Raw genomic sequence first — 13,485 nt, forward strand, 5'->3', positions numbered from 1 at the left:
GGCAGGCTGCCCCCTGTCTACCGCCGGCGACCGCATACCGGCTCGGCGGGGCTCGCTCCATCGCGGCGTCGGGGGTGGGGTCTGATGGCACGCATCCGCACGATCAAGCCCGAGGCGTTCGAGTCGGAGGACCTGGCCTCGGTCAGCCTCACCGCCGAGCGGACCTTCTTCGGGCTCCTGACCCAGGCCGACGACTCCGGCCGGCACCGTGACCACCCCGCGATCATCGCCGGGCGGCTGTGGGCCCTGCGTCCGGAGCACACCGCCACGCACGTCGCCCGCGACCTGGACGAGCTGGCCTCGGCCGGGCTGGTGTGCCGCTACACCGGGTGTGACGGGCGGACCTGGCTGCACATCGTGACCTGGGACCAGCACCAGAAGATCAACAAGGCGACCGTTTCCCGCCTGCCGCGCTGCCCCACCCACCAGGCCCGGCAGCACTGCGGCAAGTGTCAGGACGCGGCCTGCCCCAGCACGCGCGCAGAGGCATCTCCCTCGGCGGCACTGACTCCTCCCGGAGAGCTCCCGGAGGACTCCCGGAGCCCGCAGGGAGGGCGCCCCAGCCCCCTCACCCACGCCACCGGCACCCCGGAGCGTGCCCTGGAGCCCGAGACGGCAGCGGTCGGCACCCCCGCGGCCCCCGGCTCGACGCCGACGGGTAAAGCCGCAGGTCAGACGGCACTCCCGGAGGAGTCCCGGAGGATTACGGGAGGACTACGGGAGGAGTCACGCCCTGGATCTAGGATCTTGGATCCTGGATCTTTCCTTACGGGGCGCGAGGCGCCCGCGCCCGACGCCTCCTCGGCGAAGGTCTCGGCCAAGCAGCTGGTGGCCGAGTACGTCAGGGGCTGTGTCCGCCGCCCTCCGGAGGACTTCCTCGGCCATCTGGGCCGGAAGATCAACGCCCTGCTCGACGAGCGGTTCGAGGCCGACGACATCCGCGCCGCACTGGACAAGCTGCGGTCCAAGGGGCTCAACCCCAGCGTCCTGCCGAGCCTGGTGAACGAGGTCGTCAACGCCACGCCTCAGTCGGCTGCCGCGCTGTCGTCCGCCTCCGGCGCGGGGCCCTGGGCCAGCACCGGCAGCTCCTACACGCCCTACCTCAACCCCACCGCCGAGCCGAAGACGTTTGGAGGCCGCCTGTGATCCGCGCCCGCTTCGCCGACCCGCAGCCCGCAATCTCCGAGCGGCTGCGTGAGCGCCTGGAGGCCAAGCTCGCCGAGCGCGGCCTGGACCTGGACCGTCAGCTGCCGGACAGCCCGGAGCCGATCCCCGCCCTGGAAGCCGCCCAGGCCCGCATCCCGGTCGACTACCGCGACGCCGTGCCCGAGCACCCGGACGTCGCCGCATGGGTGCGCACCATCGCCGGCAACGCCGTGGCGCCGAACACCGACGGGGTCAACCCGCACTACGGCGCCACGGGGCGCCGGCAGATCACGCACGGGCCCAGCCTGCTGCTGTGGGGCCCCACCGGTACCGGCAAGACCCACCAGGCGTACGGGGCCATCCGCGCGCTGACCGCCGCCGGGTGCGGGGTCAACTGGTACGCGACCACCGCCGCCGACCTCTACGCCGAGCTGCGCCCGCGCACCGGGGCAGACCCCGAGTACCTGCTGCGGCGGATCATGCGGATCCCGCTGCTGCTGCTCGACGACCTCGGGGCGGCCAAGCCCAGCGAGTGGACCGAGGAGATCACCTTCCGGCTGGTCAACTGGCGCTGCCAGCACCGGCTGCCGACGATCGTCACCAGCAACATGCCGCCCGTGCGCACCTCCGAAGTGCCCGCGCGCCAGCCAGTTCTGCGCGAGCGGGTCGGCGACCGCGTGCTCTCCCGCCTGTCCGGCATGTGCACCGCCGTCGAGTTCACCGGGCCCGACCGCCGCTTCCAGCGCCGCTGACCCGCTCCTGCGCCACCGATCCGCCGTGCGGCCCCGCTCGCCGCACCCTGTCCCGCCTCGCCGCACACCACCGCATCGCGGTGCTGCCCTGCCCGCCATCGAGCGAGGCGACCTCGGAGACTCCCTTGCGCTACAAGACCACAAACGACTCCCCCGCACCGGACCTGCGGGGGATCGCCGACCACAGCTGGCATGCCCGGGGGGCATGCCACGGCATGGACCCGGCTCGCGCCGACGCGCTGTTCTTCCACACGCCCCGGGACCACCAGGCCATCGCCGAGGCGAAGCGGACCTGCGCCACCTGCCCGGTGAAGAAGGACTGCTTCAACTACGCGATCGACAACCAGGTCCGCTACGGCATCTGGGGCGGCCTGACCGACAAGGAGCGCCAGCCCTGGCTGGCCAACCTGAGCAAGCGCCTGGACTACGGCCGCGTACGCGCCGCCTTCCAGGGACGCGACGTCCACCTGAGCACCGCGGAGCGCAGCACCCTCATCCACCACGCCTACCTGCGCGGCTGGAGCCCGGAGCGCGTGGCCTACCTCCTGAGTGCCGACCTGGACTGGATCCGCGACCTGATGCGCGAGGCCGCCCACGTTATCGAGGACCGGGACCGCTACTGGGGCCTCGACGAAGTCGACGACGCCGACGGCGAGCACCCCCTGGACGACGAGAGCACCACGTCGGACGGCCCCCGCCGGCTGCAGACCCATGCCCTGATCGCCTCCCTCGGAAAGGCTGCATGACCACCCCACCGCTTCAGAGCCTGGGACCACTTCGCCGTCGAGATCACTCAGACCGCGAGGTGCCGCCGGTGAGCAAAACGACGACCCACCGCAACTTGATCATCGGCGGTGCGGCCCTGGTCGCTGTTGTCGCCATGGCGGCCTCCGCTGCTACGCTCGCCGCCCTCGGCCGTGCCGTGGGCTGGGGAAACGTGCTCTCCTGGGCCCTTCCCGTCAGCGTCGACGTCCTGGCCCTGGTCGCCGGCCTCGCGTGGATCGCCGCGGGTAACGGCAGCAGCCTCGGCCGCGTCCTGACCCTGCTCACCGTCGCCGTCTCCGTCCTGCTCAACGCCTTGGGTCACCTTGTGTCGACCGGGCACCTCACCGCCAGCCCGTACTTGGTGATCGGCGTCTCGGCCGTGCCACCACTCGCGGCAGCACTCGCCGTGCACCTCGGTGCCACCGTCACCACCGATCGCACCGCTCCCCGGGCGGACCACGCGCGAGCGGACCACGAGCGCGGACCGGCCGAGGGAGCTGGTCCGGCGGGCGCGGACCAGGGCGCCCCGGCGGACCAGATGCCGGACCGCGAGCATCCACGGACCGCCGACGACGCCGCGCGGACCACGGACCAACCGGCCGGCTCCACCCCCGCGGATCACGACGCCCCGGCTCCGGACCACCGGACCAACCCGGTGCCGGACCACGACGCGGACCACAACGGTCCTACCGCGGACCAGCCCGCAGACCACCCGGCGCGGGCGCGGACCAGGGCGCCCCGGCGGACCAGATGCCGGACCGCGAGCACCCGCGGATCACCGACGACGACGCGCGGACCACGGACCAACCGGCCGGCTCCACCCCCGCGGACCACGACGCCCCGGCTCCGGACCACCGGACCAACCCGGTGCCGGACCACGACGCGGACCACAACGGTCCTACCGCGGACCAGCCCGCAGACCACCCGGCGCAGCAACGAGCTGTTCAGCGACCTCCAGGCCGCCCTGTACGCGGACCCGGCGCTTGCTCACCTCCCCCGCGACACAAGGAGAGCCCGATGAAGACCTGCGAGCGCTTTGTGCGCATCAAGCGCGGCTACGAGCAGGACATCGCCTACCTGCGCAACCACTCCCAGCGCAGCGCGGGCACCACGGCGGCCAAGACGAGCGCGACCAACGCTCTCGCCGTGAAGTCCCGGATGGCCAAAGCCCTCGGCCGGCACTTCGAGCGCTGCCCGATCTGCGGATGACGAGGCGATAACCGCAGGTCAAACGCCCTATCCCAACTCCGTGACGCGGTGGCCCGGCCTGCTGCCGGGCCACCGCCCCGACCCTGGAGGGCCCGCCATCCGCTCCCGCAACTCTCGTACGTCGATCCCGACCACAGCCGAAGCGAGCGCCTGGGCCGAGGTTCTGGTCCGCCGGCACCTCCTGCACACCGCCCTCCTGGCCCCGAACGGCCAGTGGCTCGTGCAGAGCGCACCCGAGGCGCCCGTCCGCGTCCTGGACGGGCCCGCCGCCCTGGTCGATCTCGCCGCCCAGATCCAGCACCACACCCGCACCACGAGGAACCACACCCGATGACGCACCCGGACGATGCCCAGCCCCGCACCCCCGAGAAGCCGGTGACCAACCCCCTCTCGCGGGGAGCAAGTTGGGGCGGAAGCGTAGCTTCCGCCGACCCCGCCCCCAAGGGGGCGGGAGCGGACCAGCACCAGGGGGCGCAGGTCCGGCAGGCTTCGACCGAGGGCGGACCGAAGCCTGGGGGGAAGAACGAAACGAACCGCCGTCGTCACCGCTCGTCCGCCGCGCCACGCGCCCGTCAGCGTCCGCGCCAGCCGCGCGAGAAGAAGCGTCTGCACCAGCCCAATGCACGCTTCAACGACGAAGAGTTCGCCCTGATCAAGTCCGCCGCCGCCCAGTCGAATCTGTCCGTCGCCGGCTTCCTCGCCCGCTCCGCCCTGCGCGCCGCCCGCGACCTTGACCGCACCGCCGCCGAGATCGCCGACGACCGCGAAGTGATCACCGCCCTGTTCGACTCCCGCCGCCGTCTCGGCTGGGCGGGCAGCAACCTCAACCAGGCCGTCAAGGCACTCAACTCCGGAGCCGAGGCCCCGCAGCTCGAGGCGGCCATCACCGCGGTCCGCGCGGCGGCCGACCGCGTCCACGAAGCCGCCGCCCAGCTCATCGCCCACCAGCAGACCCCGGCATGATCCCCAGCATCAACGATCCGGGCGACCGGACCATCGGTCTGCTCCACTACCTGTACGGTCCCGGGCGGGCCGAGGAGCACGTCGACCCCCACCTCGTCGCGTCCTTCGACGGCCTGGCGCCCGATCCCGGCCGCAGCGACGACTTCGCCGCCGCCATCAAGGACCTGGCGGTCCTCCTCGACCAGCCCGTCCAGGTCCTGCCCGCGCACGCCAGGCCCGCCAAACATGTGTGGCACACCTCGGTGCGTGCCGCCCCCGGCGACCGCACCCTGTCAGACGACGAGTGGGCGGACATCGCCCGCCGGGTCGTCGCCGCGACCGGTATCGATCCCGGCGGCGGCGAACCCGGCTGCCGCTGGGCAGCCGTACGCCACGCCGACGACCACATCCACATCGTCGCCACGCGGGTGTGCGAGGACGGCAGCAGCCCCGACGACTTCCGCTCCTACAAGCGGGCCCAGGCCGCATGCCGTCTCATCGAAAAGGAGCTCGGCCTGACCCTCGTCAACCCGGGCGACGGCACCGCCGCCAAGCGCCCCTCCAGCGCCGAACGCCACAAAGCGCAGCGCCAGGGCCGCGAGCAGACCGCCCGCGAGGAACTACGCGAGACCGTCCGCCGCGCGGTGGCCGGCGCCACCAGCGAAAAGGAGTTCTTCGACCGGCTGGCCGCAGCCGGCGTGCTCATCCGCACGCGTGCCGCGCCCTCCGGTGACCTGCTCGGTTACAAGGTCGCGCTGATCGACGACCGTAACGAGGACAACGAACCGGTCTTCTTCGCGGGCTCCACGCTCGCCCCCGACCTCTCCCTGCCCCGTATCCGTGAACGCTGGTCCGCCGCCCAGCAGGCCCCCGCCACCACTCCGGAAGATCCCGCCGCTGCGCCGAGCGGTCCGGCGCGAGCACGCCGGCGTGCGGCAGCCGCCGCCTGGCAAGCAGTCCTGAGCATCGACCACGGCGACGACCACCAGGCCGCCGCGCACATCGCGGCAGCCGGTGAGGTCCTCGACGCCCTCGCCAAGACCTCCGCCGCCCACACCCGCAAGCAACTCCGTGAAGCAGCACGCGCCTTCGAGCGGGCCTCCCGCTCCCACGTCCGCGCCGAGCGCGGACACGACCGCGCCCTGCGCCAGGCCGCCCGCGACCTCGTCTACAGCGGACCTGCCCTGGGCCGCGGCGAGGACGGCGCCACCACCGCCATGGTGATCGACATGGTCGCCTTCCTGGTCATCGCCGCCGCCCACTGGCACGGCAAGAAGAACCACGCCCAGCAGGCCGCAGCCGCCCGCCAGGCCGCCGAACACCTGCGCGCGGCCTACCACTCCGCCGCCCAGCACCCGATGGCCGTCCTGCGCCACCGTGGCCGCCGTCTCTCCCAGCCCCTCCAGCGCCGCCAGGCGGCCCACCTGCGCCAGGCGGTGCCGGAGCTGGCCGAGCAAATCCTCGCCGAGCCCGGCTGGCACGCGCTCGCCGCCACCCTCGCCAACGTCGAAGCCGCCGGCCACGAGCCCGCCACCCTGCTCTCCGAGGCCGCCGCCCGCCGCGAACTCGACACCGCCGAGTCGGTCAGCGACGTCCTGGTCTGGCGGCTGCGCCGCATGGCCGACCTGCCCGCCGACGCCTCCCCCATGCCCGAACCGGGCACCGCCACGCCGCAGAGCGCCGGGCGGCCGACGCGCCCCTCCAGCGGACGCAACACCCGGCCCAGGAAGGCAAGGTGATTACTGAATCTGCAAGTCGCAGCAGGTCAGCGACCTGGGGCACTCTCCGTGTGGCCGATCAACGACGAAGAAGGGGACAGATGTTTCGACGACGTGCTGACCGCGAGTTCCGTGACGCCCAGCTCGCCGGCCAGGCTCTGCTGGAGATGCACGCGACCTGGGCGGCGCCCGACTTCGTCAGCCCGGCCGCCGACCCGACGCCGACCCGGCAGGACGGCAAGGGCGTCGAGGAGGTGCCCGACTTCCTGCCGCCGGACCTTCGCGTGCCCTCACGCCACGAGGTCGAGGGGCTGATGATGCGCTGGGAGCAGCCGCTGGTCATCGACGGCGAGGTTCGCGAGTGCCCGCAGTGCGGCGCGTACCGGGACTGGATCGTCTTCAGCATGCGCGACGACACGATCTGGCTGCGCTGCCGCGCCGGTCACAACACCGCAGAGCCGCGTCTGGACCCGGCCTGGTACAACCGCAACTCCGGTCCCGTGGACCGCTTCCACCCCACTCTGGACGACGGCCTGCGCCACCTGGGCCACTGACCACCTGTAGCCCCTCCCGCCGGCATCGGATCGCGTGTCGGCCCCAGTCAGACCGTCCGCTCCGCACCAAGGGGTTCACTTGCGTCACCACACCACGACCGCCCTCGTCCTGACTACGCTCGCCCTTACCGCCTGCTCCGCCGACCCCTCCGGCCCCGCACCGACGGCGTCCTCCTCGCCCCGCGGTGGAAGCGGCGCCGCCGACGCCAAGCCGCTGTCCTCGGCCGCAATGAGCAAGCGGCTCCTGACCGAGAAGGACCTGGGCGGGAGCTACGTACGCAAAGCCGAGGGCACTCAGCACAACGACGACGTCACGGTGATCGGCTGCCCCGCCCTCGACAAGCTCGGCGGGGAGGCGGCGACCGGCCAGAGCCTCGACTTCCCCAACAAGGCGAAGGTCGCGTTCACCTACAGTGGCGGCACCGACTCCGAGGTGAGCGAGGAGCTTTACAGCGACACCGCCAACAAGCTGTCCGACGGCGTCGGCCGTATCTTCGAGGCGATGGCCTCCTGCCCGAAGTACCAGATCGTCTCGGGCAGCACCGCCATCGACATGACCACTCAGACGAGCACCGCTCCCAAGCTCGGCGAGGAGCAGTGGAGCCAGCTGCTCACCTACTCCGCCGGCGGCCAGCGCAGCGTCGTCAAGCAGACGGCGATCCGTAGTGGCAGCGTCCTGCTGATCGTCTCCGGCTCGCCCGGACTCGTGGACACACATCTCAACGAGGCGTTCGCCAAGGCCCAGGCCGACTCCTAACCCACAGTTGTATCCGCAGCCCCGCAAGTGCACCTCGCTTGCGGGGCTGCCTGCTGCCCAGACGGGTCTTGGTGTGCTGCCGCGGGCGCGCGGCCAGCGCCTGGTCCAGTACGTGGTTGGGTGCCAGCGGTACCTAGTGATCACCTCGCCAATGCGGCGGGCGCCCCTCAGAATGCAGTCCGAGCAGTACCTGTGTCGCATGGGTCGGCCGCCGCGGGCATATCTGCATCCTGGAGCAATGACGGAGCGTGAAGCTGCCTCACTAGAATTCTTCGCCCTAGTTACAGTGCGGGCAGGCGCCGAATCCGAGCGTTTGGGGACAAAGCTGGGCCCAGACGCTCACAGACTGAGGGAAGACCGTCATGCTGCGCCGCGATACCAATGACATTTTATACTCCTGGTCGCCCTCGCAATCGGGGGCGTTCTCGCCGGCTGGTTCCTGTCCGAACCGGCCTCGACCGCGGGCGTGGTGATGGCTGCGATCTGTTTCAGCAGCTCTCATACCCGCGCCGGTTTCCAGGCGAGCTCACGGGCCAGGTCCCCGATGGTCAAGCCGGTGAATCCTCCTCCATCGGCCCGGGGCTTGGAGTGAGCACGCTCACTCCAAGCCCCGGGCCGATGGAGGAGGATTCACCGGCTTGACCATCGGGGACCTGGCCCGTGAGCTCGCCTGGAAACCGGCGCGGGGCCAGTTGCGAAGGGCCTTCTTGAGCGCGCTGGTCGCCAGCTTCTTGGCCTGCTCCTCCCGCTTGCCAGGGCTGAGCGCGGGCTGGTTGACCTCCAGTGCCTTGGACTGCTGCTTGATGCACAGGTCCAGGTAGAGACGCCGGGCATCTCCGAGCCCCGAGTCGAAGGCGTCACGATCGGTGAGCCACGGGGCGATGTGCTGCCAAACCGAAGGGACGGTGAGGGCCTGCATCCAAAAGTACCGGAAGTACACCGCGTTGGGGGTGTCCATGTTGGTGATCTGGTTGATCGAGTTGCTGGAGTCCTTGCTGAAGGCGTACCTGCGGTCGCGGGCACGGCCGCGGTCGATCTCGAAGAAGGTGTTCCACGCGGTGACCAGGGCTTCCGCGAATGCGGGAAGGTCCTTGAGGTCGGCGCCGCCGGGCTGGTTCTTGCGCATCTCCCACAGGGAGCCGAGGGTCATGACCATTCCGAGCTGGCAGGCGTGCGTGTTGAACACGCCGAAGGCGGCCTTGCAGCGCCTGATGGCGTCGGGGCGGACGGAGCCGAGGTATTCGTGCGCGCGGTGCTCGTCGAACTCGCTCTCCTTCTCCTTCAGAGCTTCCCAGGCCCGGATCACGTCCGACTTCGGGGGCTTGGGGCCGTCCTGGGTGCGATTGGTCTGGTAGTGGTCGTAGCTGTCGCGGAGGGTCCAGTAGATCCCGACGCCGCCAAACAGGGCGTCATGGGCGAGCTGAGCGTGGGTGTTCGCGGTGTGCCAGCTGTCCTTGAAGCTGGTGAGGGCTGCTGCGTGGGCGGCGTAGGGTGCGGTCCGGGACAGCAGAGTCAGGATGGCCTGGCCCCAGGTGTCCATGAACCTGCCGGCCAGGGCCTCCGAGCGGCCGAGCGGGAACTTGGTGTCGCCGATGCCGTCCAGATCGTAGGCATAGCCGGCGTCGTCGAGGTACTCCGGCAGGAGGCTGACCAGGTCGAGCTGGGTGCGCATGAAGCGGTCGCGTTCCTCGGCCTTCTCCCTGCCGCTGATCGGCTGAGCGAGGTTGGTGAGGTATTTGGGCGGGCCGAAGATGCAGCGGTTGACGGCCATCTTGAGCAGGTGGATATTCGTCATGACCGACCAGCGGGCGGGGCGGCTGGTGTTCACCTCGGGGTTGTCGTACTCCACCGCGTACAGTGGCAGGTAGCTGCCGCTGCGGCCGCGCAGGGCGCTCAGCATGCTGCGGGTGAGTACGTTGGACAGCTCGCCGTCGGACAGCAGGATGATCCGGGACTCGCTCGGGGGACGTGCCTCCTTGTTGACATCGACGAACAACTTGCGCGCTGCTTCATGGGGCCGTGAGGGCTCGCCGGTTTCACCGGGGAACCAGCAGACGGTCACGGGCACCTCGATCTTTGCCAGGTCTACCTCGGAGACCTGGTACTCGCGGAGCAGGCTCTCGACCTGATGCTCGTAGAAGGGGCGGAACTGGGCGCCGCTGCCCTGCCAGCTACGGGAGAGCGTCCGCTCGACGGCCAGCAGCGCCATCGCCCGGTGCTGGCCGTCGAGGACGACCAGGCTCGACTCCGACTGGTTCCACCACAGTTTGCCGAGGTTCGCCCCGTGGAGCTGTCCTTCGGCGTCGAGGAGGCGGTGGACACGGAAGGCGTTGCCAGCCCGCTCCTCGCGCCATTGCGCGTCGTCGTGCTCGACCGGCGTTGGAGCGCCCAGCGCGGGAAAGGAGGTCGGCCGCTTGTTCTGGAACGGCAGGAGCACGGCGACGATCGGCGGGAAGAATGCCGGACCGGTGGACTTCTGCTTGAGCAGGTACGGGATCAGGTTGACCGCCACCCGGTGGTCGTCCAGGTCTCGTTGAAGCAACTGGTTGAAGTCCAGGTCGCCCGCGTCCATGACCTCCCGGACCGGGGCCAGGCTCTTGGTGAGCTGCCGCTCGGGCGCGTCGGCGTCCCCTCCCAGCCTGGCCTTCGTCATGATGTAGTCGACGCGGCCGGCGGGAGTGTCAAAGCTGCCCCAGGTGCCCTGTACGTAGTCACGGAAAGTGATCTTGGAGCCTGAGCCAAACATCCTTGCGTTGCCTCTCTGAAGACGGTCGTGCCGCGGCGGGCGGCGGGACTTGGTGCTCGCGGGAGCCGCGCGATGGTGCGATGGCGACGGTCCGGGAGTCGGGCCTCGCGCGGGTTCGGCGGCCGGTGGTGCCCGGGAGCGGCGGCGTGGGCGGGGTGCCGGAGGCGGCCCCGCCCACGGCGGCTTACTGGTCCTTGAACTCCTCGCGGAGCAGCGCTTCGGTGAACATGCCCCAGTAGGTGCGCAGGTCATCGAACCGCTCGGGGTCCTCGTACATGCCCTCTGCCCGTGCGTAGCCCATGAACAGCAGGTCGATGGCGGCTTCCGCTCGGCGGGCCAGGTCGGTGAGCTCCTCCGGCTCCATGCCCTGTGCGCCCTCGTCGGCGACCTTCTTCAAGGGTGCGTAGACCCGCTCGAAGAACGCGTGGCGGTGGTTGAGCTTGACCACGGACTTGCCGTTGAGGTGGTGGATCACCAGGAACTCCTTGCCCGGCCACTGGGCGTCCAGCAGCGTGATGGGCTTGGAGTTGATCTGCTCGCGAAGCTTTTCGATCTTGGCGGCGTCCTCGTTGGCGTCCAGGCCCATGTCCGCAGCGGCCTGCTGAACCACTTTCTCCTCCTGCTCGGGGGTCGCCCCCCGGCCGGCCAGGCCGCTGGGAAGGGCCGGGACGACCTTAGAGGCGGTGTCCATGCTGCCGCTGTGCTCGCCGTTCTCGAACCGCCTCTGGGTCTCGGTCTCTTTCCACAGTGCCCGGACCTGCCTGAGGGCCTGCTTCACCGGGGGCTTGAGCCACTCCCGCAGTTCGGTCCGCAGCTTGCTGACCGGCTCCGCCCCGCGCTTGACGTTGCGTACCTGGAAGTACTCGTCCAGCTCGGCGGGGAAGCTCACCTCCACCGCGACGTAGCGCAGGACCTTGTCGCTGCGTCCGCCCTCCAGCAGGCGCGGGATGATGTCGTAGTAGATCTCGCGGCCGTTGCGCAGGATGCTGATCTTGGCTGTGTTGTCGGCGTTGATTTGGAACTCGGTGATGTCCTGACCCTTGTAGTCCACCTCGCCGCCGGCACCCTGCCAGGGGCGGAACTCCTTGGGGACGATAGCGACCGCGACGTGCACCTTGTGGCCGTCGATGTTCAGGTCGGTCTCCTCGATGAGTTCGCCGCGCGGGTCGAGCGGCTTGTACCGGGAGATGATCCTCGGGTTGTCCCGGAGGAAGAGCGGGTCGTGGAGGGTGACGACCTTCCCGTCCAGTTCGAACACCCGGCCGGTGTCGATGAAGGTCCGGTAGGCACGGGCGATGAACTTGCGCAGTTCGGCGATCTTCTGGTCGAGGGAGGTGCCGTAGGTGCCGCCGCTGGAGAGCCGGTCGATTTTTCCGAACACCACGACCGTTCCGGAGGCGAACGGCCGGTCGTCGCGCCCGACCATCAGCTTGGCGGCCTCTGCGGGCCAGGCTTCGGCCTCGGTGGTGGTGATGTAGTGCTGCTTGCCGTCTCGGATCTCCTGCAGGTCGATGTAGCTGTGGTAGATCTTCGGGTTGCCGGTCTGCTTGCTGTAGATGTCGATGCGCTCGCCCAGGCTGAGGCCGGCGAGTTTGAGGCCGACTCCGAACCGTCCCAGGCCCTGGCGCTTGCCGTAGCGGCTGCTGTAGCCCATGGAGAGCACGTGGTGCATCTGGGTGGGGTCAATGCCGATGCCGTTGTCGGCGATGATCATGCTGTCGATGGTCTTCTTGCCGCGGCCGAAGACCGGCAGCACGCGCATCAAGGTGGCCTCGGCCTCGATGGAGTTGTCCAGGGGCTCACCGATGGCGGCGGTGAGGTCGAAGCCGGCGTCGCGCATGGAGTCCAGCGCGCGGTCCACCTGGATGAGTTCAGCGCGGTGGTCGTCCGGAGCGAGGAAGAGCGGGGTGTTCGCCATCATGGGTCCTTAACTTGCGTCAGTGGGCAGGGACTCGTGGCGTCCCCGGGTTTGGGCGTGAATGCGGGTCTGTCGCGCGGCGCGCTGCCCGGGCAGGCAGAACGCGCACGGCGTGGGGTGGAAGTCGGGCCGGTCGGGGTGGATGCGGTTGGACACGTGCGGCGCCAGGAGGTGGAACAGCGCGCACTCGACGTCGTAGGCTCCGGCCACGCTGGGGTGCACGTCGTAGGTGAAGTAGTCGCCGTGCCGGTCGGTGCAGTGCCGAAGGAGCCGACGGCGGATGTCGGTGTCGCTGCGGCCGATGTAGGTAGGGTGGCCGGTCGCCGTGTACAGCACGTAGGTGCCGATCCGCTGCGGCGGGATGAGGGCACGTACGAGCCAGGGCCGCAGCCGCATGGGCCTGGGTGTCACGCCGCTGCCTCCGCATTGCGCCACAGCGTCCTGGCGTGGCGGCGGGCGCGGCTGATGCGCTCGCGCATCCGCGGCAGCGGCACACCGTGGTGGTGGGCTATGGAGGTGGCGTCGTGGCCACGGGCGAGGTCGCCGAGCAGATCGCGCTCGGCGCTGGCGAGTTCCGGTTCGGCCTGCAGCCACGCGAGGATCTCCACGACCAGGTAGCGGGCGTCGGTGTGCCCGTGGTCGGCGCGCTCGTGGTTGAGCGGGATGAGGGGTGCGATGGTGCGGCGCCGCTCCAGCGTCTCGTAGGCGTGCCCCATGGCCGACCGGATGCGGTGCTGAGCGGGGGTCGAGGCGTCCGTCGGGTTGCGCAGGAGCTCGTCGAGGGCGCGATCGATGCGGTCGAGCTCGTAGGTGTCGCGGCTGGCCAGCGCCTGCTTCTGCAGAGCTGTGACCGCCCCGGCGACGGGGTGGCTGATCATGTTCGCTCCGGGATGTCTGGTGGTGGGCCCCATGCGGTGGCACACGTCCGAAAGGTGAAGCGGTGTTATGGAGTTGTTTGCATGAGAGTACCGGACGGGA

General features: G+C 70.2%; 14 protein-coding genes. 10 read left to right on the top strand and 4 right to left on the bottom strand.

Annotation, left to right across the window (positions count from 1 at the left end; translation table 11 throughout):
- The first annotated feature begins 84 nt into the window (after positions 1–84).
- The 10 genes from IG88_RS0125805 to IG88_RS0125850 all read left to right on the top strand — a co-directional run bounded on the left by IG88_RS0125805 (position 85) and on the right by IG88_RS0125850 (position 7,843).
- Positions 85–1,146 carry a hypothetical protein gene (locus IG88_RS0125805; RefSeq protein ID WP_051852052.1) on the top strand — a complete coding sequence of 354 codons (1,062 nt, stop codon included), beginning with the start codon at positions 85–87 and terminating at the stop codon, positions 1,144–1,146.
- Positions 1,146–1,898, top strand: a complete 753-nt coding sequence (locus IG88_RS0125810) for an ATP-binding protein (RefSeq protein ID WP_031045802.1) — start codon at positions 1,146–1,148, stop codon at positions 1,896–1,898. The genes IG88_RS0125805 and IG88_RS0125810 overlap by 1 nt, the downstream gene beginning before the upstream one ends.
- A 125-nt stretch (positions 1,899–2,023) precedes the next feature.
- Positions 2,024–2,644, top strand: a complete 621-nt coding sequence (locus IG88_RS0125815) for a WhiB family transcriptional regulator (protein WP_031045805.1) — start codon at positions 2,024–2,026, stop codon at positions 2,642–2,644.
- Between the two features lie 68 nt (positions 2,645–2,712).
- Positions 2,713–3,684: a DUF2637 domain-containing protein gene (locus IG88_RS40675; RefSeq protein WP_031045807.1), complete on the top strand. Its 972-nt coding sequence runs from the start codon at positions 2,713–2,715 to the stop codon at positions 3,682–3,684.
- Complete coding sequence (locus IG88_RS0125825; RefSeq protein WP_031045809.1) at positions 3,681–3,872, top strand: hypothetical protein; 192 nt, start codon at positions 3,681–3,683, stop codon at positions 3,870–3,872. The genes IG88_RS40675 and IG88_RS0125825 overlap by 4 nt, the downstream gene beginning before the upstream one ends.
- 40 nt (positions 3,873–3,912) lie before the next feature.
- Complete coding sequence (locus tag IG88_RS0125830; protein ID WP_420712098.1) at positions 3,913–4,206, top strand: hypothetical protein; 294 nt, start codon at positions 3,913–3,915, stop codon at positions 4,204–4,206.
- Positions 4,203–4,835: a plasmid mobilization protein gene (locus tag IG88_RS44460; RefSeq protein ID WP_234332294.1), complete on the top strand. Its 633-nt coding sequence runs from the start codon at positions 4,203–4,205 to the stop codon at positions 4,833–4,835. The genes IG88_RS0125830 and IG88_RS44460 overlap by 4 nt, the downstream gene beginning before the upstream one ends.
- Positions 4,832–6,553: a relaxase/mobilization nuclease domain-containing protein gene (locus tag IG88_RS0125840; RefSeq protein WP_031045818.1), complete on the top strand. Its 1,722-nt coding sequence runs from the start codon at positions 4,832–4,834 to the stop codon at positions 6,551–6,553. Before IG88_RS44460 ends, IG88_RS0125840 begins: the two co-directional genes overlap by 4 nt.
- Before the next feature lie 80 nt (positions 6,554–6,633).
- The gene (locus IG88_RS0125845; protein WP_234332295.1) at positions 6,634–7,086 is read left to right on the top strand and encodes a hypothetical protein; all 453 of its coding nucleotides are present in this window, start codon (positions 6,634–6,636) and stop codon (positions 7,084–7,086) included.
- A 79-nt stretch (positions 7,087–7,165) separates the two neighbouring features.
- Positions 7,166–7,843: a hypothetical protein gene (locus IG88_RS0125850; RefSeq protein WP_031045825.1), complete on the top strand. Its 678-nt coding sequence runs from the start codon at positions 7,166–7,168 to the stop codon at positions 7,841–7,843.
- Positions 7,844–8,441: 598 nt separating this feature from the next.
- Here the strand turns inward: IG88_RS0125850 and IG88_RS0125855 are convergent.
- The 4 genes from IG88_RS0125855 to IG88_RS0125870 all read right to left on the bottom strand — a co-directional run bounded on the left by IG88_RS0125855 (position 8,442) and on the right by IG88_RS0125870 (position 13,385).
- Positions 8,442–10,589 (bottom strand): DNA sulfur modification protein DndB, encoded by a 2,148-nt coding sequence (locus tag IG88_RS0125855; protein WP_051852053.1) that lies wholly within the window; start codon positions 10,587–10,589, stop codon positions 8,442–8,444.
- Positions 10,590–10,773: 184 nt separating this feature from the next.
- Positions 10,774–12,507, bottom strand: a complete 1,734-nt coding sequence (locus IG88_RS0125860; RefSeq protein ID WP_031045831.1) for an ATP-binding protein — start codon at positions 12,505–12,507, stop codon at positions 10,774–10,776.
- A 9-nt stretch (positions 12,508–12,516) separates the two neighbouring features.
- Positions 12,517–12,918 (bottom strand): GIY-YIG nuclease family protein, encoded by a 402-nt coding sequence (locus IG88_RS0125865; RefSeq protein ID WP_031045835.1) that lies wholly within the window; start codon positions 12,916–12,918, stop codon positions 12,517–12,519.
- Positions 12,915–13,385, bottom strand: a complete 471-nt coding sequence (locus IG88_RS0125870; protein ID WP_031045837.1) for a hypothetical protein — start codon at positions 13,383–13,385, stop codon at positions 12,915–12,917. The genes IG88_RS0125865 and IG88_RS0125870 overlap by 4 nt, the downstream gene beginning before the upstream one ends.
- Positions 13,386–13,485 lie beyond the last annotated feature (100 nt).

The organism is Streptomyces sp. NRRL F-5650 (genome assembly GCF_000721365.1).
GTDB lineage: Bacteria > Actinomycetota > Actinomycetes > Streptomycetales > Streptomycetaceae > Streptomyces > Streptomyces ardesiacus.